Source organism: Azospirillum terrae (assembly GCF_053470425.1).
In genome coordinates, this window is the sequence record NZ_JBPXMR010000001.1 from 1,272,867 (window position 1) to 1,292,232 (window position 19,366).

Here is a 19,366-nt window from a genome sequence, read left to right on the forward strand (position 1 = left end):
GGGTGGGGCCAGCCCGCGATGGCTTGTCACAGGGGGAGCGATATGAAGGACGAAGAGCTGGCACAACAGGTGCGCGACGCGGTGGCGGCGCTCAACGAGGCGCTGACCACCGCGGCCCGCCACAGCCTGGCGGTGACCGTGCGCGCAACGGCCCACCAGACGACGCACGGGGTCGAGCAGACGGTGGTCGAGGTGCGGATCTGCAAGCAGTTGTGAGGGCCCCGCCTCCTCACCACTCCAGCGTAAACACCAGCGTCTCCGCCCCCGCCGGCGCCGCTGTCAGCCGCACTTCATAAGTCTCCGCAAAGCGGCCGGTGATGTAGGGGTGGATGGTGCGCGCCGTCAGGTCCTCGGGCTTCGCCCGGCCGCTCAGCGCCGCCTCGGCCTCCGGCGTCAGCGCGCCGGGGCGCCCTGTCGCGGTGACGGTCAGGCGGCCGGTGTCCTGGCTGCCCTCCCCTGCCACGGTCACGGTGCCGCCGTGGGTCAGCGACTCCTCGGCCAGCACCAGCGTGTTGAGCAGCACCTTGGCGACGCCCGTGCGCATCGCCGCCCAGTCGGACGGCACGCCGGCCGGCCAGTCGAGCGTCGTGCGCGAGCCCTCCACCCAGCCCTGCGCGGCGCTGCGCACGTCGGCAAATCCCTTCTGCTCGCGTCCGGCCGTGCCGTAGGCGAGGCGGAAGACGCGCAAACGGCGGTCGGCCTGGAGCGAGGAATGGTCGATCAGCTTGATCGCCTCGCCCATGAAGGCGGGGTTCGGTTCCTCGTCTTCGTTCATCTCCTCGATCAGTTCAAGCCCGTTGCGGATGGCACCGACCGGGCTGACCAGATCGTGGCAGAGGCGGGAGGCGAGCAACTCGACGACGCGGATGTCCAGGTCCATGTTCTTCACGCGGTCAGGTGGCCGGAACGGAGCGGCGGGACCTTCCCGTGACGCTCCTCCTTCTTGTAACATCCACCGCCGCGAGATGCCGCCGAATTTCGGGAAGGGGACCCATGGACGACTCACTGGTGCCCGGAGCCTGGGTGCGCCACCCCGGCCAACCCGACTGGGGCCTCGGCCAGGTGCAGTCGGCGGTGCGCGAGCGCGTCACCGTCAATTTCGAGCACGCCGGCAAGGTGCTGATCAACACCCGGATCGTCGGGCTGCGCATCGTCGACCCTGACGAGGATTGAGCGGACGCGCTACGGCGCCCGCGCCACCTTTCGGTCGGGCAGCGCCAGCATCAGCAGATAGGTCCGCTGCAAGGCGCTGAAATTGTCGTCCGAAACGACGTAGACCAGCGTCTCTCCGGCAGCGCCCGGCACGGCGGCGATGCCCTCGTAATTGTCGGTCAGCAGCGGCGGTTCCAGGCGGGCCAGTTCCTCGCCGTCCACCACGGCGCCGGGCTTGAGGTCGGCCCGCGCCACGCGCGCGATGCGCGCCTTGACGCCGCCCAACAGCGAGAAGAATCGCTCCAGCACCAGAACGTCGCCATCGGGCAGCACCGTCGCCCCGGTGGGCCGGAAGCCGGGCGCGGCGCGGTAGGTAAAGGCGCTCCAGTCGCCCGGCCCCCAGTCGCCCGGCCCCTTGAGCAGCGGGCCGCCGATCCACGCCGAACGCTCGGGAACGCCGTTGTCCGGCCCCTCGGCGAACGCCAGCAGCCGGCCGTCGTGCAACCGCGTCACCGCCTCCAGCCCGCTGTTGAGCGGCAATTCGGCCATTCCCGGCGCCAGCGGCAGTTCCACCGGCGCCCCGCCGGATCGGCCGAAATCGGGCGGATAGCGCAGGATGCGGTGATGCCCTTCGAAGGACACCAGCCAGCCGCCGTCCGGCAGTGCCACGATCTCCTCGGAATCGTCCTCGCGCGCCCGGCCGTGCCGCGGCCCGATGCCGGCCAGCGGCCTCACCGTCAGGTCGCTGACCCCGACCAACCGCCCGCCGTCGTGGTGCAGGCGGCCGAACACCACGGCGCCGACGTCGCTGATCGCCACGAACTGCCGCCCGCCATCGGTGATCGCCAACCCGGACAGGCCGCCGACTCCGGGGCCGCCATTGACCACCTCCACCGCACCGCGAAAGACAAAGGCGCCGACGCGGTCCCGTTGCGCATCGTCATGCTGCAACGGCACCGGGCGCGAACTCCACTCCACGCCGGGCGACGGCCCGGCGCAAGCCCCCGCCATCAGAACGCCGAGCAGCAACGCCGCCGCACGGTGTCGCCAGGATCGGGAGCGCCAGGGTTGGGAAAGCGGGGAAAGCATCATCCCGCCACTCAACCATGGCAACCGGGCGTTGGAAACTCATTTTCCCTTGCCAGGGCGACGGGACTACCCCCGCCATGGGCAAGATCCGTTCCGGCCGAGGCTGCGCTACCCCTTTCGGGTTTGCCGCGTGCGCCTGCCGCCTTTTGACCATGCCTTAAAAATCATAGGGTTTGCGACACCCGCCCTCCCGCCTATACCCCTGGAGGTACTTCCTCTGAGCCTGCGCCGTACTGGCCGCAAGTGCATAAATTGACCGGAGTTGATGAGATAGCGAAGCTCCTCCGTGCAGCCATAGGTCACCGCAATGCCGCCGATGTCTCACCCGGATCACCTGCCACCCGACGCCGCCGCCGGTGGGCCGGAGGCGTCGGCCGAGGACACGAACGCCGCGCGGGTCCGCGAGCTGGAATCCGAACTGCGCGAGCTTCAACATCGCGCCAAGAATAGCCTCCAGCTGGTCATCAGTCTGCTGAAGCTGCAAGCCGGCCGCATCCGCGACCCGGACGCCCGCATCGCCTATGAACAGACCATGGTGCGCATTGAGGCGCTGGCGATCCTGTACCGGCAACTGCACGAGACCGGCGCCGGAACGCACGTCGGCCTCGGCCGCTACGTGGAGGCGCTGTGCGAGGTGGTGAAGTCCGGCACGCCGGGCGGGCTCGCCAACATCCCGATCACCGTCAAGGCCGATCCTGTGGCGGTCGGCCTCTACGAGGCGATGCCGCTCGGCCTCATCATCGCCGAACTGGTGTCCAACAGCCTGCACCACGCCTTCCCGGAGCAGGGCTGGATTCAGGTCATCGTCACCAAGGTGAACGACACCCGCGCGCGGCTGGTGGTGGAGGACAACGGACGCCCGCTGCCCGCCGGTTTCGACACCACGTCCGACGACGGGCTGATGCTGGCCGAGGCGCTGGCGTCGCAACTCGGCGACACGCTGTCCACCGACTCGGACGCCGCCGGCACCACGGCCTCGGTGAGCTTCCCGATCTGAGGACGGCCCCTTAAAGAGAAAAGCCCCTCTCCCCTTGCGGGAGAGGGGTTTGGGGAGAGGGGGCGGGCGCGAAAAGTTTCTGGCCGGCTGCGCCGGCGCCACCCTCTCCCCACCCCCTCTCCCGTCGAGGGAGAGGGGCTATTTTCCTTGCCTAAGCCGTCCCGGTCGGCCCGCCGGCCGGGCGGACCGACCGGCACAGGCGCTTCAGCGTGTCGATGGCGGTGGGAAGCTGCGTTTCCGGCACGTCGAAGGTGGCGCTGTCCACCCAGCGGCCGTCCGACCCGCTCAGGCCCACATCCAGCGATCCCGGCGTCCAGCGCACCTCGGCGTCGAGCAGGCCGTCGCTCACCTCGGCCAGCGCCACGTCGATGAAGCGCTCCAGATCCTCCATGTCGGCGGCCTCGTCCCAAGGCTCCTCAGCGACGAACTCCAAGAGATCGGTCAGCCCGCCCACCGGACGGCAGCGCGAAATGCGCGAATCCGCCCGCGCCACGCTGGCCGAGAAGGTCTCGACGGCGGCGCCGATGCGCTCGACCTCCTCGCTGTTCTCCTCGTCGTCCCAGTCCTCGTCCTCGACCGCGTCGCCGACCACCTCGTCGAACAGGCCGACCAGCGCCAGCAGGCGCGGCCCCTCGTCGGTTTCGGCGGTGACCTCCTGGTCGGCGGCGAAGCGCAGCGCGACATCGAACGACGCCAGCATGCGGCGCAGCAGCGCCCGGCGGTCGATCGCCTCCAGATAGGAAAGCTGTTCAGGATCGAGCCACACCGGCAGCAAGCGCACCCGCTCGCCCGGCTTCAGCAGATCCACCGACAGGAACGCCTCTTCGATCTGCGCGGCCGGCGGCGGGGCGTGGGCATCGCCCTCCACCTCGGCGACGAACCAGTAGAGGCTGGTGGACAGGTGCTCGCCGTCCGCGCCGGTGCGCTCGACGATTTCCGCCAGCGTCTCGACATCGTCCATGAAGGGCAGATGCTCGCCCTCGCGCAGCTTGCCCAGCGCGGCCTCGATGACCGCCTGCCGGCCGCCGTCGAGCACCTCGTCCAGCAGCGCGTCGAACCGGGGGTCCTCGGCGCGCCAGTAGCGGGCCAGCCGGTCGGCGACCGTGCCCTCGAAATGGTCGCTGCCCTGTCCGTCGTCCCTCTTGCCCACGCGCCCTCTCCCCTAGCGTCCCCAGCGGCGGGGGATCTTAGGGACCGAAGCGCGCCGCGTCGATACCTTCCCGCATCCTCTCATGGGCGGGGGCTGAAAGGTCACGCCTTCCGCCGCCGCCCGCCGACTTCGACGAGGTCGCTGCGGCCCATGCGGCGCAGAGACACCTCCAGGCGCTGTTCGGCGTCGCGGATCTCCTGAAGCGCGGCGTTGATGTAGGTGATGTGCCGCTCCGCCGCGTCGCGCGCCCCTTCCGGGTCGCCGGCCATCACCGCGTCGTAGACCGCCCGGTGCTGGTCGAGCAGCAGGTCGCGCACGCCCTTGCGCTCGTACAGCTTGGTGCGGTTGTAGAAGATGTCGTTGCGCAGCAGTTCGGACAGGCTGCGCATGATGTGCAGCATGACGACGTTGTGCGTCGCCTCGTAGATCGCCAGATGGAAGTCGGCGTCGGCGTCCGCCTCCTCCGACGAATCGTCGTTGCCGTGCGACGCCTCCATGCGCTCGAAGCAAGCCTTGATCGCCTCGCGGTCCAGATCGTTGGCCCGCTTGGCGGCGTAGTAGCCGGCCGAGCCCTCGACCGTGCTGCGGAACTCCAGATAATCGAAGGTCGCTTCCGGGTTCTCGCGCAGCAACTGCGTCAGCGGGTCGCGGAAGGTGGCGCCCAGCGTCTCCGCCACGTAGGTCGCCCCGTTGTGGTCGGTCATCAGCAGGCCGCGGTCCGTCAGCTTGGCCAGCGCGTCGCGCAAGCTGGGGCGCGAGATGTCGAGCTTGGTCGCCAGTTCGCGCTCGGCCAGCAGCCGCTCCCCCGGCCGCAGCGCGCCTTCGAGGATCAATCGCTCCAGGTGCTCGGCGACGGTATCCGCCAGTTTCGCCGGTTTGATGGAGTCCGATCTCATCGCATCCGTCCGTTCCATTCGCGTCCGCTCATCTTCGAGCCTGATCCTACAAAGCCCACCCCCGTTGGCAATGCGGAAAAACGCCGCTGTCCAAAATTATGGGGATGATCAGATCATTTGACCACTGAGGCTGCCAGCCGCCTTGAGCCGCGGCGTATCCGGTCCTGCCCCGCGATACGAACGGCCTGCCCGGCACCCGTCATATGACCATAATTTTCCACATTGCATTAGTTGGCAACACATTGTATCCGTACGCTCGCGTTTGGTCAGATTTTTTGACCGCTCGCAGGGCCATGGAAAAAGACTGTTTCCAGCCGGCCCGCACTGCGGCTGATAAGGCGGCGTGTGAGCCCAGCGGAACAGATACGAAGCCCGCTTCAAGGTCGCGCACCGACGACTTGCACTGAGAACAGCGACATAGGTAGGAAACATGCAAACCTGGACACAAGTCTACGACCCAGCGGGCAATCTCTGGCTATCGGCGCTTGTCGCCGCGTTGCCGATCATCTTCTTTTTCCTGGCGCTGACCGTCCTTCGCCTGAAGGGCCACATCGCCGGCACGATCACCGTTGCGATTTCGCTGGCCGTCGCGATCCTGTTCTACAAGATGCCGGTCGGCATGGCGCTCGCCTCGGCCGGCTACGGCTTCCTGTACGGCATCTGGCCGATCGCCTGGATCATCGTCGCCGCCGTGTTCCTCTATAAGATCACGGTCAAGACCGGACAGTTCGAGATCATCCGCTCGTCGGTGGTGTCGATCACCGAAGACCAGCGTTTGCAGATGCTGATGGTCGGCTTCTCGTTCGGCGCCTTCCTCGAAGGTGCGGCCGGGTTCGGCGCGCCGGTGGCGATCACCGCGGCGCTGCTGGTCGGCCTGGGCTTCAACCCGCTGTACGCCGCCGGCTTGTGCCTGATCGCCAACACCGCCCCGGTGGCGTTCGGCGCCATGGGCATTCCGATCATCGTCGCCGGTCAGGTGACCGGGCTCGACCCGTTCCGCATCGGCGCGATGGCCGGCCGTCAGCTGCCGCTGCTGTCGGTGTTCGTCCCGTTCTGGATCATCATGATCATGGACGGCTGGAAGGGTGTGCGCGAGACGTGGCCCGCCATCCTGGTGGCCGGCGGCACCTTCGCCGTGACGCAGTACTTCACCGCCAACTTCATCGGCCCCGAGCTGCCGGACATCACCTCGGCCCTGGTCAGCCTCGTCTCCATCACGCTGTTCCTGAAGGTCTGGAAGCCGAAGGCCGTCTTCCGCTTCTCGCACTCCCCGCTCGCCACGCCGGCCCCGGCGTCGGTCGGCGCGATGGCCTCCAGCGAGTTCGCCGCCGCGCGCAGCTACACCGGCAGGCAGATCTTCAAGGCGTGGTCGCCGTTCCTGATCCTCACCGTCATCGTCACCATCTGGAGCCTGAAGCCCTTCAAGGCGCTGTTCAACAAGGGCGGCGCGCTGGCCGACACGGTGCTGTACTTCCCCGTCGCCGGCCTGGACAAGCTGGTGATGAAGGCGGCCCCCATCGTCGCCTCGCCGAAGCCGTACGAGGCGGTCTACAAGCTCGACCTGCTGGCCGCCACCGGCACCGCCATCCTCATCTCGGCGATCATCTCGATGGTCGTGCTGAGCATGCGCCCGATGGAAGCGCTGAAGACCTTCAGCGAGACGGTGAACGAGCTGAAGCGCCCGATCTACTCGATCGGCATGGTGCTGGCCTTTGCCTTCATCGCCAACTACTCGGGCCTGTCCTCGACGCTGGCGCTGCTGCTGGCCGGCACGGGTTCGCTGTTCCCGTTCTTCTCGCCGATCCTCGGCTGGATGGGCGTGTTCCTGACCGGCTCCGACACGTCGAGCAACGCGCTGTTCTGCGGCCTTCAGGCCACGACGGCGAACCAGATCGGCGCTTCGGACGTCCTGCTGGTGGCCGCCAACACCACCGGCGGCGTCACCGGCAAGATGATCTCGCCGCAGTCCATCGCCGTGGCCTGCGCGGCCGTGGGGCTGGTCGGCCGGGAGTCGGAGCTGTTCCGCTTCACGCTGAAGCACAGCCTGTTCTTTGTGGCGATCATCGGAATCATCACCTACATCCAGGCCTACGTCCTGGCGTGGATGATCCCGTAAAACGGATTGCCGGCCCTCACGAAAGCCCCTCTCCCGTCAAGGGAGAGGGGCTTTTTATTGCCCCCTACCCCTCCCGCACCCGCTTCGCCCCCGCCACAAGGTCGGACCGCCCCATGCGGCGCAGCGACACCTCCAGCCGTGCCTCGGACTTCCCGATCTCCTCCAGCGCGCCATACGTGTAGCCGATGTGCTGCGTCGCCGCGTCCCGCGCCCGCTCGGCGTCGCCGGCCAGGATCGCCTCGCAGATCGCCCGGTGCTGGTTGAGCAGCAGATGGCGCACGCCCTTGTAATCGTAGAGTTTCCGCCGGTTGTAGAAGACATCCGTGCGCAGCAGGTCCGACAGGCAGTGCATGACGTGCAGCATCACCACGTTGTGCGTCGCTTCGTAGGTCGCCAGATGGAAGTCGGCGTCGGCGTCGGCCTCCTCGGTCGGGTCATCCTTGTCGTGCGCCGCCTCCATGCGCCGCAGGCACTCGGCGATGGCTTGCCGGTCGAGGTCGGTGGCCCGCTTCGCCGCGTAATACGCCGCCGCCCCGGCGACGACGTTGCGGAACTCCAGATAGTCGAAGGTCACTTCGGGATGGTTGCGCAACAGCTCGGTCAACGGGTCGCGCAGCGCGGCGCCGATGGTCTCGCTGACATAAGCGGCGCCGTGCGCGTCGGTGCGGATCAGCCCCCGCTCGATCAGCCGGGCCAGCGCGTCGCGCAAGCTGGGCCGCGAGATGCCGAGCTTGCCGGCCAACTCACGTTCCGCCAGCAGCTTTTCGCCCGGCCGCAGCGATCCTTCGAGGATCAGCCGCTCCAGATGCTCGGCAACGGTATCGGCCAGCTTGGCCGTTTTGATCGAGCCGTAGGTCATTGATGCCCCCTCCTTCCGCATTCAACAGCGGTCAGGAGAACATGGCTATGGTCAATTGATTTTACCATTGCGGATTTTGGCCAAATCGTTTATCCACAAACACAGCTGCGGCACATAAGTTGCCAGCCGCCGACCAAGCGGAAACAATATTACCCCAACAACCCGGAGCTCGACCGACCGATGCTGCCCGCGCCCTATGACCGGCTTCACGTGGCGCTGCGGGAGTTCATCCCGACCGAGCGCCTGATCGTCGATCCCCTGCGCACGCTGGCCTACGGCACGGACGCGAGCTTCTATCGCCTGATCCCGAAGATCGTCGCCGTGGTGAACAGCGAGGACGAGGTGGCGCGCCTGCTGCACCACACCCGCGCGCTTTCCACTCCGGTCACCTTCCGCGCCGCCGGCACCAGCCTGTCCGGTCAGGCGGTCAGCGACAGCGTGCTGGTCCTGCTGGGTGACGGCTGGCGCGGCTGCACCATTCCGCAGGGCGCCGAGACGGTCACCTTGCAGCCCGGCGTCATCGGCGCCGACGCCAACCGCAAGCTCGCCCCCTTCGGCCGCAAGATCGGCCCCGACCCGGCGTCCATCGCCACCGCCAAGGTCGGCGGCATCGCCGCCAACAACGCCAGCGGCATGTGCTGCGGCACGGCGCAGAACAGCTACCGCACGCTGGCCTCCATGCGCCTCTTGCTGGCCGACGGCACGGTGCTGGACACCGGCGACGCCGCCAGCCGCGCCGCCTTCGAAAAGAGCCACGCCCCGCTGCTGGCGAAGCTGGCCGAGCTGGGCGCCCGCACCCGCGGCGACGAGGCTCTGGCCGCGCGCATCCGCCGCAAGTTCGCCATCAAGAACACCACCGGCTACAGCCTGAACGCGCTGGTCGACTTCGAGGACCCGTTCGAGATCCTCCAGCACCTGATGATCGGGTCGGAGGGCACGCTGGGCTTCATCGCCGAGATCACCTACCGCACCGTGCCCGAGCACGCCGACAAGGCGAGCGCGCTGCTGCTGTTCCCCGACATCGCCGAAGCCTGCCGCGCCGTGGCGCTGCTGAAGCCGGCCCCGGTCTCGGCGGTCGAGCTGATGGACCGCGCGGCGCTGCACTCGGTGCAGGGCAAGCCCGGCATGCCGGCGGTGATCCGCGGCCTGGACGAGCGCGCCGCCGCCCTACTGGTCGAAACCCGCGCCGAGAACGCCGAAGCCCTTGCCGGCAACATCACCGCCATCGGCACGGTGCTGGACGGCTGCGTGCTGCTGCAACCGGCCGCCTTCAGCACCGATCCGGCGGAGTGCGAGAAGTTCTGGAAGATCCGCAAGGGCCTGTTCCCGGCGGTGGGCGCGGTGCGGCGCACCGGGACGACGGTCATCATCGAGGACGTCGCCTTCCCCATCGACCGGCTGGCCGAGGCCACCGTCGAACTCCAGCACATGTTCGAGCACTACGGCTACCACGAGGCGATCATCTTCGGCCACGCGCTGGAGGGGAACCTGCACTTCGTCTTCACGCAGGCCTTCGACACCGACGCCGAGGTGGACCGCTACCGCCGGTTCATGGACGCGGTGTGCGCCATGGTGGTCAACAGCTACGAGGGCTCGCTGAAGGCCGAGCACGGGACGGGGCGCAACATGGCGCCCTTCGTCGAGATGGAGTGGGGCAGCCAGGCCTATGGCCTGATGAAGGAAATCAAGGGCCTGTTCGACCCCGAGGGCCTGCTGAACCCCGGCGTCATCCTCAACGACGACCCGGAGGCGCACCTCAAGAACCTCAAGTCGCTGCCGGCCGCCGACCCGCTGGTGGACAAGTGCATCGAGTGCGGCTTCTGCGAGCCGGTCTGCCCGTCGCACACCTTCACGCTCAGCCCGCGCCAGCGCATCGTCGGCTGGCGCGAGATCGCCCGGCTGGCCGGCACCGGTGACCGTGCACGGCTCGACGCGCTGCACACCGCCTACGACCACCAGGGCATCGACACCTGCGCGGCGTGCGGCCTGTGCTCCACCGCCTGCCCGGTCGGCATCGAGACCGGCCTGCTCATCAAGGCGCTGCGCGGCAACCGCAAGGGTCCGATGCAGCGCCGCCTCGGCCAGTTCGCCGCCGACCATTTCGGCGTGGCGCTGGCCGCCGGCCGCACGGGTCTGAAGATCGCCGACCTCGCCCGCCGCGTCGTCGGCGCCGATGCGGTGTCGGCCACCGCTGGAGCGTTGCGCCGCCTGTCCGGCGACCGCCTGCCGCACCTGCCGCGCTCGCTGCCCACCGCGCTGAACTTCGTGCCGGCGCCGGTCGCCGAGTGCGCGGAAGCCCCCGCCGTGGTCTACGTGCCGAGCTGCTCCAGCCGCACCATGGGTCCGGCCGCCGACGACCCCGAGAGCACGCCGCTGCCGCAGAAGGTCGATGGCCTGCTGCGCAAGGCCGGCTACCGCGTGCTCTACCCCGATGGCCTGTCCAACCTGTGCTGCGGCATGCCGCTGGAGAGCAAGGGCTTCGCCACCCAGGCCGACGCCAAGGCCGACGAGATGGTCGCCGCCATCCGCGCCGCCAGCGACAACGGCCGGCTGCCGGTGGTCATCGACACCAGCCCCTGCGCCTTCCGCCTGAAGCGGCACTTGGCCGACGACGGGCTGAAGGTGCTGGACCTCGTGGAGTTCCTGCACGACCACCTGCTCGACCGCCTGGAGTTCGTGAAGCGGGCGGAGCCGGCGGTGCTGCACCTCGCCTGCTCGCTGCGCCGCATGGGGCTGGAGGGCAAGCTCCAGGCTGTTGCCGCCAAGTGCTCGGAACACGTGGTGGTGCCGGACGGCGTGGGCTGCTGCGGCTTCGCCGGCGACAAGGGCTTCACCCAGCCGGACCTGAACGCCCACGCGCTGCGCCACCTCAAGACCGGCGTGCCGCAGGGCAGCGAAGGCGGCTATTCGACCAGCCGGACCTGCGAGATCGGCTTGGCCCACCATTCCGGCATGCCGTACCGCTCCATCGTCTACCTCGTGGACGCCTGCACGCGGCCGAAGGCCACGGCGGATGCGGCACGGACGGCGGAACCGGCGTTCTAGGGGAAGAATAAAGCCCCTCCCCCTCGCGGGGGAGGGGCTACAAAGAGTTTGGAAGGAAACGCCAATGCAAACGACCAAACGGCCCGACACGGTCTACTTCTTCGGCACCTGCCTGGTGGACCTGTTCTACCCGCAGGCCGGCATGGCCGGCATGGAACTGCTTCAACGCGAGGGCATCCGCGTCGTCTTCCCCAGGGGGCAGAGCTGCTGCGGCCAGCCCGCCTACAACTCCGGCTACCGGGACGAGGCGCTGAAGGTGGCGCGCGCCCAGCTCGTCCTCTTCACCGAGGATTATCCGGTCGTCGTGCCCTCGGGCTCGTGCGCCGGCATGATGAAGACGCACTGGCCCGACCTCTTCAAGGGCGAACCGGACGAAGCCCGCGCCGTCGCCGTCGCCGGCCGCGTCTTCGAGTTGACCCAGTTCCTCGTCAAAGTCCTCGACGTGACGCTGGAGGACAAGGGCGAGCCGGTGCGCATCACGTGGCACGCCTCCTGCCACGCCCAGCGCGAGATGGGCGTGGTGGACGAGCCCAAGGCGCTGCTGCGCCAGCTCGCCAACGTCGAACTGGTCGAACTGAAGCGCGAGAAGGAGTGCTGCGGCTTCGGCGGCACCTTCGCCGTCCGCCACCCGGAGATCTCCGCCGCCATGGTTGAGGACAAGGTGGCCGACATCACCGACACCGGCGCCAGGGCGGTGGTCTCGGGCGACTGCGGCTGCCTCCTGAACATCAACGGAGCCCTCGACGCCGGCACCACGGCGATCAAGGGCAAGCACATCGCCGAATTCCTGTTGGAGCGGACCCATGGCCCTCGCTGACGTCAACTTCGCGAAAGCATCGCGCACGGCCCTCAAGGACCCGCAGCTGCGCGCCAACTTCCGCCGCGCCATGGACGGGTTGATGTCCAAGCGCGCCGTACAGTTCGCCGACACCAAGGAATGGCACGACATGCGGGCGCTGGGCGCCTCGGTCCGCCTGCGTGCCCTGTCCAAGCTGCCGGAACTGCTGGAGAAGCTGGAAGCCAACTGCACCAGGAACGGCATCACCGTGCACTGGGCCTCGACCACCGAGGAGGCCAACGACATCGTCCTCGAGATCATGCTGCGCGTGGACGCCAAGCTGGCGGTCAAGGGCAAGTCCATGGTCACCGAGGAGATGCACCTCAACGCCTTCCTGGAAAAGCACGGCATCGAGAGCCTGGAGTGCGACCTGGGCGAATACATCGTCCAGCTCGACCAGGAGATGCCGTCGCACATCATCATGCCGGCGATCCACAAGAACACGAAGCAGATCGCCCATCTGTTCCGCGAGAAGATCAAGGAAGCCGAATACACCGAGGACGTGGCGCAACTGACCGACCTTGCGCGCCGCGTGCTGCGCAAGAAGTTCAAGGACGCCGACGTGGGCATTTCCGGCGTCAACGCCGCGGTGGCGGAGACCGGCACGCTGTGCCTCGTCGAGAACGAGGGCAACGGGCGCATGGTCACCACCGTGCCGCCGGTGCACATCGCGCTGATGGGACTGGAAAAGGTGGTCGAAAAGCTGGAGGACGTGCCGCCGGTCTTGAGCCTGCTCACCCGCTCGGCCACCGCGCAGCCGATCACCACCTACGTCAACATGATCACCAGCCCGCGCAAGCCCGGCGAGAAGGACGGCCCGCGCGAGATCCATCTGGTGATCCTCGACAACGGCCGTTCGAAGATCTACGCCGACGAGGAATTGCGCCACACGCTGCGCTGCATCCGCTGCGGCGCGTGCATGAACCACTGCCCGGTCTACACCCGCGTCGGCGGCCATGCCTACGAGGCGCCCTACCCCGGCCCGATCGGCTCGATCCTGATGCCGCAGGTGGACGGATTGGGTCCGCGCGGCGAACTGCCGCACGCCTGCACCATGTGCAACGCCTGCGTCGAGATCTGCCCGGTCAAGATCCCCATCGTCGAGCTGATGGGCCGCCTTCGCGCCGAGGCGGTGCACCCCGGCAACGCGGTGAAAGGCGCCGGCTCCCGCGCATCGTCGGTGGAAGCGCTGGTGTGGAAGGGCTGGGCGGCAACGAACGCCTCGCCGACCCTCTACCGCGTCGCCACCACGGCGCTGGCGGCGGTGGGCAACGCCGCACCGGCCAGCCTGCCCATGCTGAAGCAATGGACCAGCGCGCGCGTCAAACCGCGCTTCGCCGGCCGCACGCTGCACGACCTCGCCCGCGAGAAGGGGATTCCCGATGCCTGAGGCCAGCACCAACACCGCCCGCGCCTCGATCTTGGCGAGCCTGCGCGCCAGCCGCGACGCACACCCGGTGGAAACGGTCGCGTCCGACTTCACCGTCCTCAAGGACAAGCGCTGGGAGCCCGCCGAACGGCTGGAGCGCATCAAGCGCCTGATGGACGCCGTCCACACCGAGTTCCTCGACGCCACCGAACAGGACTGGCCTGACGTGGTGCAGGCTTTCCTGAGGCAAGCCGGCGCCAAAACCGTGCTGTACGCCCCGGCCACCGCGACCGGCGCCCGGCTGGAGTCCTCCTGGGCCGAAGGTGGCCCGGAATTGGTGCGCTACGACCGTGCCATCGAGGAGTTCAAGGACGAGATGTTCACCGGCATCGACGCCGGCATCACCTCGACCCTGGGCGCCATCGCCGACACCGGCAGCCTCGTCCTGTGGCCGAGCAAGGACGAACCGCGGCTTCTGTCGCTGGTGCCGCACGTGCATGTGGCGCTGCTGCGCGCCGACGCGCTGTACGACACCTTCTGGCAGGTGATGACCGGGCACGGATGGGCCGAGCGCATGCCGACCAACGCGCTGCTGATCTCCGGCCCGTCCAAGACCGCCGACATCGAGCAAACGCTGGCCTACGGCGTCCACGGCCCGAAGCGGCTGGTGGTCGTGGTCGTTCGATAAAAGACGGGATGGCCGTGCAAGCGGTCACGTGAGGGCACCGGCGCGGTTTCACCGCTCACACCGCCGGTGCCCTCATACCAAAGGCGCTTGATGTCTTCCATCAAGCGCCTTTGGTTCAACCCGGCAGTACATTGCGCAGCAATGTGCGGGAGGGTGATACGGCCGGCCGATCATGGAAGCATCCATGCGCCGGCCGTATCACTTCGTTCATAGGCTTCACCACCACGATCACCCCGCGTGCGTGCAGCCCTCGCAGTCGGCCACCGCGGCGGTCGGGGTCACGAAGCGGGTGACGAAGGCCAGGGCCTCCTCGTCGGAGGCATCCGTGTTGGTGCGCTGGTACAGGCGTGCGGCGGCGCTCACCGCTTCGGCGTGGCCATGCTTCCGCAGGTTCTGCTGATAGGCGCGGATCAGGAAGCAGCCTTCGACGCCGGCGCACATGGCGACACCCTCACGAGACGTTTGAGCTTGTAGGCATAATAAATTCGGATAATGACCGCAACAAGGGCGTATTGCCCACACTTTAGGCTTAATTCCAGGGCATAGACCGTTCCCGGCCCACCGACGCGGGACTTGCCCGATGCGCCCCCACAGATCAGAATGAGGCATGGCTCTGGTACTGCTGAACGCGATTACCGACCTTGGTGACAGCGCGCTGATGCTGCCACTGGCGGTTACGCTCGCGGTCGTGCTGTGGTCGCAGCAGTCGGCATCGGCGGCACTCGCCTGGATCGGCGCGCTCATCCCCGGCCTCGCCGCCATCACCGCGCTGAAGCTGGCCGGCCATGCCTGCGAGAAAGCGCTCGCCATCCCGACACTGGTCAGCCCCAGCGGCCATGCGGCGTTCGCCGCCATGGTCTACGGCGCCGCCGCAGTCATCGTCGCCCGCCACACCGCGGGAGCGGCGCGCTGGCTGGCCGGACTTGCCGCAACCGGGCTGGTCGCCACCGTGGCCGCGTCGCGGCTGCTGCTCGATGCGCACAGCGCGGTGGAGGTGGTGATCGGCCTGACCGTCGGCGGCGCCACGGTAACGCTGTTCGCGCTGCTGTACCGCCGCCTGCCGCCGGCCACCGTCCGCTCGCGCGGCGCCGCCGCCGCCGCCGGCCTTGCGGTGCTGCTGATCGTGGCGCTGCACGGCGAGCGGCTGCACGCCGAAAGCCTCATTCGCACCCTCGCCGTCGAGCTGCGCACGCAGGTCGGCGTATGCCGCACCAGCGGTTTGCGCGTTGATTCGAATGATGCGCTTGCTCTTGCGGGTGTTTCGTTATAGGATGGAAATCCTTGCTGGCGAGTGATGTCCGCGCTCCGCCGGTCGAATGGAACACCCCCTGCACACTGTTCCATAGTGTTCCACAGCGTTCCACAGTGTTCCATCCAGCGCCGCCGGGTCACGCCAGGCCAAAGACCGAGGCTCAGGCGCGGTGGAGTTCGACGCCGTCCGCGTGCTCGCTGCCGGTGCGGTACTTGAACATGCCCTCGGCGGCGGCCAGCACCACGCCGGTCTCGCGCAGCCGGACTTCAGCGGAGCACGACACGATCTTCCGCCCGCCGCCGCGCAGACTGCCGCGCGCCACCAGCGTGCCGTGCCGCGCCTGCCCGAGGAAGCTGGTGGACAGCGACAGCGTCACCACCCGCCGCACCCGGCCGGGCAGCGGGCAATACGTCGCCGAGAAGCCCATGGCGGTGTCGAGCAGCGTCGTCAGCACGCCGCCGTGCACCACTCCGGCGCGGTTGAGGTGGCGGCGGTCGATGCTCAGTTCCATCTCCGCCACCCCGTCCTCCCAGCGTGCCAGACGGTAGGTCAGCAGGTCCTGGAAGCCCGACGGCGGCTCGCCGTCAAGGAGGTGGTCGTGGGGCAGGTCGGGCCGGGTCATTCCGCCGCCTCGTGCGCGAAGTAGAGGGCGTGCAGGCGGTCCAGATCCACACGGTCGCCGCGCTCGGACAGCGCCACGCGGCCGGACTGCATGAGGTAGACCTGATCGGCGATCTTCAGCGCCCTGACGGTGTTCTGCTCGACCAGCACGATGGTCAGCCCCTCCTGCTTGAGGCGCGTCAGGATGCGGAAGATCTCGTCCACCACGACCGGGGCGAGGCCCAGCGACGGCTCGTCGATAAGGCAGAGTCGCGGCTCCTCCATCAGCCCCCGGCCCATGGCGAGCATCTGCGCCTCGCCACCCGACAGCGTGCCGGCGAGCTGGCCGCGGCGCTCCTTCAGGCGCGGGAACATGTCGAAGACCATGTCCTTGTTGGCCTTCCAGTTGTTCCGGCACTTGGGCGGGAAGGCGCCCATCATCAGATTGTCCTCCACCGACATGTCGGGGAAGATCATTCGCCCCTCGGGTATCATGACGAGGCCGGCGGCCACGCTGTCCCAGGTGCGGCGGTTGCGGATGCTCACCCCGTCCATGCGGATGTCGCCGGCCTGCACCGACACCAGCCCCATCAAGGCACGCAGCAGCGTCGTCTTGCCGGCCCCGTTCGGGCCGACGATCACCGTGGTTTCGCCGGGAGCGATGCTCAGCGACACGTCCCACAGCACGTTGATGGCGCCATAGCCGGCGCGAAGGCGCTCGATTTCAAGCAACGGCTTCACCGGTGTAGCTCCTGATGACCTGAGGGTCGCGGAAGACCGCCTCGGGCGTGCCGTCGGCGATCAGTTCGCCGAAGTTCAGCACCACCACGCGCGGGCACAGCGAGGAGATGGTCGGGATGTCGTGCTCGATGACGATCATCGCCAGGTGAAAGCGGTCGCGGACCGCACTCAGCGTCTGCATGAAGGCGCGCTTGCCGGCGGTCTCCAGCCCGGCCAGCACCTCGTCGAGCAGCAGCAGGCTGGGGTCGGTCGCCAGCGCCTTGCCGACCTCCAGCGCCTTGTGCTCGGTCAGCGCCAGTTCGCTGACCGCGTCGCGGTCGGCTTTGTGGGCGAGCTTGAGCAGGTCGAGGATCTCGTCGATGCGCTGGGGATCGGTCTTCCCGGCGCCGAAGCGCTGGGCGACGATCAGATTCTCGCGCACCGTGCAGTGGTGCAGCGGGCGCGGGATCTGGAAGCTGCGGCCGATGCCGAGGCGGGCGCGCTTGTAGTCCGGCAACCGGCCGAGCGGCTGGCCGCGGAAGCTCAACTGCCCGGCCACCGGATGGACGACGCCGGAGATGACGTTGAACAGCGTCGTCTTGCCGGCGCCGTTCGGACCGACGAGGCCGACCGTCTCGCCCTCTCCCACGGTCAGCGTGACGCCGCGGAGCGCGGTGACGCCGCCGAAGCTGACCTGGACGCCCTCAAGCGTGAGCATGCGCACGCCCCCCCTTGCCGCGGCGGACCAGCACCGGCATGAGGCCGCCGGGGCTGAACAGCACCATGCCGGCCATCAGGGCACCCAGCACCAGCTGGTGGCCATGCGGCAGGATCTCCTTGAACAGCAACTGGTCGAACAGATAGATGACCAGCGCACCGAGCACCGGCCCCCACACCGTGCGGTAGCCGCCGAAGATCGCCGCGGCGATGGGCAGCACCGTCCAGGCTCCGGAAAACGCGTAGTCCGGCTCCAGGAAGTTGATGAAGTGGGCGTTGAAGGCGCCGACCACGCCGGTGATGAAGGCGGAAACCACCAGCATGGCGGCCTTCAGGTGCGTGCTCGGCACGCCGATGACGCGGGTCGCCAGTTCGCTGTCGTGCATGGCCTTCAGCGCCAGCCCCCAGGTCGAGCGGCGGATCGCGTCGTAGGCCAGCGCCGCCAGCACCACCACCGTGGTGATGACGTAGTAGCCGCCGAGCTTGGAGCCGAAATCCATCCCCAGCACGGTGGGGAAGCGCGGAATCGACAGCAGGCCGCCGGCCCCGCCGGTGACGCCCTCCATCTGCACCGCGAGGATCTGGAAGATGTGGGCGTAGGCGAGGATCGCCAGCGCGAAGTACGGTCCCTTCAGGCGCAACGCCGGCATGGTGGCGATGCAGGCGATGGCGGCGCCGACCCCGCCCATCAGCAGGCCGACGAACACCGGCATGCCGGCCTTCATGGTCAGCACCGCCGAGGTGTAGGAACCGACGCCGAAGAACGCCGCGTGCCCGAAGCTGACCATGCCCCCGAGGTTGCCGAGCAGCGCCCAGGCCACGGCAATGCCGGCGATGGTCAGCGAGGCGACGATGAGGCCGAGGATGTAACCGTTCGACTGGAAGACCAGCGGCACCACCAGATAGGCGGCGACCAGCACGGGCACGAGGATGCGCGGGTTCATCGGGGAAGCGCCTTCTTGCCGCCGAACAGGCCCGAGGGGGCGACGAACAGCACGACGAGGAACAGAACCATGCCGGCCAGCTCCTGCAACGAGGCGGAGGCGAAGGTGACGGTGAAGGATTCGATGATGCCGATCATCACCGCGCCGATCAGCACGCCGGGGATCGAGCCCATGCCGGCCAGCACGGTGATGATGAAGGCTTTCACCGTCATCACGTGGCCCAGCGCCGGGAAGATGGTCTTGCCGGTGTAGATGGCCACACCGGCGAACGTGGACAGCGCCCCGGCAACGAGGAAGGAGAGGATCTCGGTCTTGCGCGGATTGACGCCCATCAGCGTGGCGGCGTTGCGGTTGCTCGACAGCGCCCGCACGGCGCGGCCCTGCCAGGACCGGCTGAGCCACACATGCACCGCGGCCATCAGCACCAGCCCGGCGACGAAGAACACCACCTCCGAGCGCATGGCGAACAGCGTGTCGGCGAGGACGACGCTGTCGAGCATCCAGGCGTTGGAGGTGGAGTGGATGTCGGCCGCCCAGGTCATCAGGATCAGATTGGTGAGGATGACGCCCAGCCCGAAGGTGAGGATCAGCGAGTTGATCTCGCGGTCCTGCTCGATGCGCGAGAGGAGCGCGTAGACGATGGCGGAACTGGCGCAGACGACCACCAGCGCGAAGGGGATGCACAGCACGGGGTTCAGGCCGTACTGCGCCTCGCCGGCGTAGGCGATGTAGGCGGCCAGGAGCACCAGCTCGCCATGCGCAAGGTTGATGACGCGCATGGTGCCGAACACCAGCGCCAACCCCACCGCCACGGTGGCGTAATAGCCGCCGGCCAAGAGGCCGGAGAACAGTGCCTGGAGTGTGAGTTCGAACATATTTGCGCCTTTGCGTGCGGTGCGCGTGGTCGCGTCGGCCCCCACCCACCCCTCCCCCG

20 protein-coding genes are annotated in these 19,366 nt (G+C 68.2%); 9 read left to right on the top strand and 11 right to left on the bottom strand.

What is annotated here, in order from left to right:
* Positions 1–42: 42 nt before the first annotated feature.
* The gene (locus ACSVDD_RS06130) at positions 43–216 is read left to right on the top strand and encodes a hypothetical protein (RefSeq protein WP_448188402.1); all 174 of its coding nucleotides are present in this window, start codon (positions 43–45) and stop codon (positions 214–216) included.
* A 13-nt stretch (positions 217–229) separates the two neighbouring features.
* Here ACSVDD_RS06130 and ACSVDD_RS06135 read toward each other — a convergent pair whose 3' ends face one another.
* On the bottom strand, positions 230–880 hold the full coding sequence (locus tag ACSVDD_RS06135) for a histidine phosphotransferase family protein (RefSeq protein WP_448188403.1): 651 nt from the start codon (positions 878–880) through the stop codon (positions 230–232).
* Between the two features lie 113 nt (positions 881–993).
* On the opposite strand from ACSVDD_RS06135, the gene ACSVDD_RS06140 reads away from it, so the two are divergent.
* Positions 994–1,173, top strand: a complete 180-nt coding sequence (locus tag ACSVDD_RS06140; RefSeq protein ID WP_448188404.1) for a DUF3553 domain-containing protein — start codon at positions 994–996, stop codon at positions 1,171–1,173.
* Positions 1,174–1,182: 9 nt separating this feature from the next.
* Here ACSVDD_RS06140 and ACSVDD_RS06145 read toward each other — a convergent pair whose 3' ends face one another.
* Positions 1,183–2,163 (bottom strand): esterase-like activity of phytase family protein, encoded by a 981-nt coding sequence (locus ACSVDD_RS06145; protein WP_448188405.1) that lies wholly within the window; start codon positions 2,161–2,163, stop codon positions 1,183–1,185.
* 394 nt (positions 2,164–2,557) lie between these two features.
* Between ACSVDD_RS06145 and ACSVDD_RS06150 the strand changes: the two genes are divergently transcribed.
* A complete protein-coding gene (locus ACSVDD_RS06150; protein ID WP_448188406.1) occupies positions 2,558–3,238 on the top strand; it encodes a sensor histidine kinase in 681 nt (226 codons plus the stop codon).
* A gap of 151 nt (positions 3,239–3,389) precedes the next feature.
* Here the strand turns inward: ACSVDD_RS06150 and ACSVDD_RS06155 are convergent, their stop codons facing one another.
* Entirely contained in the window at positions 3,390–4,388 is a 999-nt protein-coding gene (locus tag ACSVDD_RS06155; protein WP_448188407.1) for a hypothetical protein, read from the bottom strand.
* A 101-nt stretch (positions 4,389–4,489) separates the two neighbouring features.
* On the bottom strand, positions 4,490–5,284 hold the full coding sequence (locus tag ACSVDD_RS06160) for an FCD domain-containing protein (RefSeq protein ID WP_448188408.1): 795 nt from the start codon (positions 5,282–5,284) through the stop codon (positions 4,490–4,492).
* Between the two features lie 430 nt (positions 5,285–5,714).
* On the opposite strand from ACSVDD_RS06160, the gene lldP reads away from it, so the two are divergent.
* Positions 5,715–7,400 (top strand): L-lactate permease, encoded by a 1,686-nt coding sequence (gene lldP / locus ACSVDD_RS06165; RefSeq protein ID WP_448188409.1) that lies wholly within the window; start codon positions 5,715–5,717, stop codon positions 7,398–7,400.
* 64 nt (positions 7,401–7,464) lie between these two features.
* On the opposite strand, the gene ACSVDD_RS06170 is transcribed toward lldP, so the two are convergent.
* Positions 7,465–8,259, bottom strand: coding sequence for an FCD domain-containing protein (locus ACSVDD_RS06170; protein WP_448188410.1), 795 nt, complete (start codon positions 8,257–8,259; stop codon positions 7,465–7,467).
* Between the two features lie 180 nt (positions 8,260–8,439).
* Here ACSVDD_RS06170 and ACSVDD_RS06175 point away from each other — a divergent pair, with 180 nt between their 5' ends.
* The 4 genes from ACSVDD_RS06175 (at position 8,440) to ACSVDD_RS06190 (ending at position 14,199) form a co-directional block, all read left to right on the top strand.
* Positions 8,440–11,304, top strand: coding sequence for an FAD-binding and (Fe-S)-binding domain-containing protein (locus tag ACSVDD_RS06175; RefSeq protein ID WP_448188411.1), 2,865 nt, complete (start codon positions 8,440–8,442; stop codon positions 11,302–11,304).
* Positions 11,305–11,368: 64 nt separating this feature from the next.
* Entirely contained in the window at positions 11,369–12,121 is a 753-nt protein-coding gene (locus ACSVDD_RS06180) for a (Fe-S)-binding protein (protein ID WP_448188412.1), read from the top strand.
* Positions 12,108–13,532 carry a LutB/LldF family L-lactate oxidation iron-sulfur protein gene (locus ACSVDD_RS06185; RefSeq protein WP_448188413.1) on the top strand — a complete coding sequence of 475 codons (1,425 nt, stop codon included), beginning with the start codon at positions 12,108–12,110 and terminating at the stop codon, positions 13,530–13,532. Before ACSVDD_RS06180 ends, ACSVDD_RS06185 begins: the two co-directional genes overlap by 14 nt.
* Entirely contained in the window at positions 13,525–14,199 is a 675-nt protein-coding gene (locus ACSVDD_RS06190) for a LutC/YkgG family protein (RefSeq protein WP_448188414.1), read from the top strand. Before ACSVDD_RS06185 ends, ACSVDD_RS06190 begins: the two co-directional genes overlap by 8 nt.
* A 228-nt stretch (positions 14,200–14,427) precedes the next feature.
* Here the strand turns inward: ACSVDD_RS06190 and ACSVDD_RS06195 are convergent, their stop codons facing one another.
* A complete protein-coding gene (locus ACSVDD_RS06195; protein WP_448188415.1) occupies positions 14,428–14,640 on the bottom strand; it encodes a hypothetical protein in 213 nt (70 codons plus the stop codon).
* A gap of 166 nt (positions 14,641–14,806) precedes the next feature.
* Between ACSVDD_RS06195 and ACSVDD_RS06200 the strand changes: the two genes are divergently transcribed.
* A complete protein-coding gene (locus tag ACSVDD_RS06200; protein ID WP_448188416.1) occupies positions 14,807–15,469 on the top strand; it encodes a phosphatase PAP2 family protein in 663 nt (220 codons plus the stop codon).
* Between the two features lie 142 nt (positions 15,470–15,611).
* Here ACSVDD_RS06200 and ACSVDD_RS06205 read toward each other — a convergent pair whose 3' ends face one another.
* From ACSVDD_RS06205 to ACSVDD_RS06225, 5 genes are read right to left on the bottom strand one after another with little or no spacing between them, the layout of a single operon-like run.
* Positions 15,612–16,073 carry a PaaI family thioesterase gene (locus ACSVDD_RS06205; RefSeq protein ID WP_448188417.1) on the bottom strand — a complete coding sequence of 154 codons (462 nt, stop codon included), beginning with the start codon at positions 16,071–16,073 and terminating at the stop codon, positions 15,612–15,614.
* Positions 16,070–16,792 carry an ABC transporter ATP-binding protein gene (locus ACSVDD_RS06210; RefSeq protein WP_448188418.1) on the bottom strand — a complete coding sequence of 241 codons (723 nt, stop codon included), beginning with the start codon at positions 16,790–16,792 and terminating at the stop codon, positions 16,070–16,072. The genes ACSVDD_RS06205 and ACSVDD_RS06210 overlap by 4 nt, the downstream gene beginning before the upstream one ends.
* Entirely contained in the window at positions 16,776–17,489 is a 714-nt protein-coding gene (locus tag ACSVDD_RS06215) for an ABC transporter ATP-binding protein (RefSeq protein ID WP_448188419.1), read from the bottom strand. The genes ACSVDD_RS06210 and ACSVDD_RS06215 overlap by 17 nt, the downstream gene beginning before the upstream one ends.
* Positions 17,476–18,432 (bottom strand): branched-chain amino acid ABC transporter permease, encoded by a 957-nt coding sequence (locus ACSVDD_RS06220; RefSeq protein WP_448188420.1) that lies wholly within the window; start codon positions 18,430–18,432, stop codon positions 17,476–17,478. Before ACSVDD_RS06220 ends, ACSVDD_RS06215 begins: the two co-directional genes overlap by 14 nt.
* A complete protein-coding gene (locus tag ACSVDD_RS06225) occupies positions 18,429–19,307 on the bottom strand; it encodes a branched-chain amino acid ABC transporter permease (RefSeq protein ID WP_448188421.1) in 879 nt (292 codons plus the stop codon). Before ACSVDD_RS06225 ends, ACSVDD_RS06220 begins: the two co-directional genes overlap by 4 nt.
* Between the last annotated feature and the right edge of the window lie 59 nt (positions 19,308–19,366).

What these genes read in the sequence shown, in the direction of transcription:
- ACSVDD_RS06130 (WP_448188402.1), top strand. Translation starts at nt 43, where the DNA reads ATGAAGGACGAAGAGCTGGCACAACAGGTGCGCGACGCGGTGGCGGCG.
- ACSVDD_RS06135 (WP_448188403.1), bottom strand. Translation starts at nt 880, where the DNA reads ATGGACCTGGACATCCGCGTCGTCGAGTTGCTCGCCTCCCGCCTCTGC.
- ACSVDD_RS06140 (WP_448188404.1), top strand. Translation starts at nt 994, where the DNA reads ATGGACGACTCACTGGTGCCCGGAGCCTGGGTGCGCCACCCCGGCCAA.
- ACSVDD_RS06145 (WP_448188405.1), bottom strand. Translation starts at nt 2,163, where the DNA reads ATGGCGGGGGCTTGCGCCGGGCCGTCGCCCGGCGTGGAGTGGAGTTCG.
- ACSVDD_RS06150 (WP_448188406.1), top strand. Translation starts at nt 2,558, where the DNA reads ATGTCTCACCCGGATCACCTGCCACCCGACGCCGCCGCCGGTGGGCCG.
- ACSVDD_RS06160 (WP_448188408.1), bottom strand. Translation starts at nt 5,284, where the DNA reads ATGAGATCGGACTCCATCAAACCGGCGAAACTGGCGGATACCGTCGCC.
- lldP (WP_448188409.1), top strand. Translation starts at nt 5,715, where the DNA reads ATGCAAACCTGGACACAAGTCTACGACCCAGCGGGCAATCTCTGGCTA.
- ACSVDD_RS06170 (WP_448188410.1), bottom strand. Translation starts at nt 8,259, where the DNA reads ATGACCTACGGCTCGATCAAAACGGCCAAGCTGGCCGATACCGTTGCC.
- ACSVDD_RS06175 (WP_448188411.1), top strand. Translation starts at nt 8,440, where the DNA reads ATGCTGCCCGCGCCCTATGACCGGCTTCACGTGGCGCTGCGGGAGTTC.
- ACSVDD_RS06180 (WP_448188412.1), top strand. Translation starts at nt 11,369, where the DNA reads ATGCAAACGACCAAACGGCCCGACACGGTCTACTTCTTCGGCACCTGC.
- ACSVDD_RS06185 (WP_448188413.1), top strand. Translation starts at nt 12,108, where the DNA reads ATGGCCCTCGCTGACGTCAACTTCGCGAAAGCATCGCGCACGGCCCTC.
- ACSVDD_RS06190 (WP_448188414.1), top strand. Translation starts at nt 13,525, where the DNA reads ATGCCTGAGGCCAGCACCAACACCGCCCGCGCCTCGATCTTGGCGAGC.
- ACSVDD_RS06195 (WP_448188415.1), bottom strand. Translation starts at nt 14,640, where the DNA reads ATGTGCGCCGGCGTCGAAGGCTGCTTCCTGATCCGCGCCTATCAGCAG.
- ACSVDD_RS06200 (WP_448188416.1), top strand. Translation starts at nt 14,807, where the DNA reads ATGGCTCTGGTACTGCTGAACGCGATTACCGACCTTGGTGACAGCGCG.
- ACSVDD_RS06205 (WP_448188417.1), bottom strand. Translation starts at nt 16,073, where the DNA reads ATGACCCGGCCCGACCTGCCCCACGACCACCTCCTTGACGGCGAGCCG.
- ACSVDD_RS06215 (WP_448188419.1), bottom strand. Translation starts at nt 17,489, where the DNA reads ATGCTCACGCTTGAGGGCGTCCAGGTCAGCTTCGGCGGCGTCACCGCG.
- ACSVDD_RS06220 (WP_448188420.1), bottom strand. Translation starts at nt 18,432, where the DNA reads ATGAACCCGCGCATCCTCGTGCCCGTGCTGGTCGCCGCCTATCTGGTG.
- ACSVDD_RS06225 (WP_448188421.1), bottom strand. Translation starts at nt 19,307, where the DNA reads ATGTTCGAACTCACACTCCAGGCACTGTTCTCCGGCCTCTTGGCCGGC.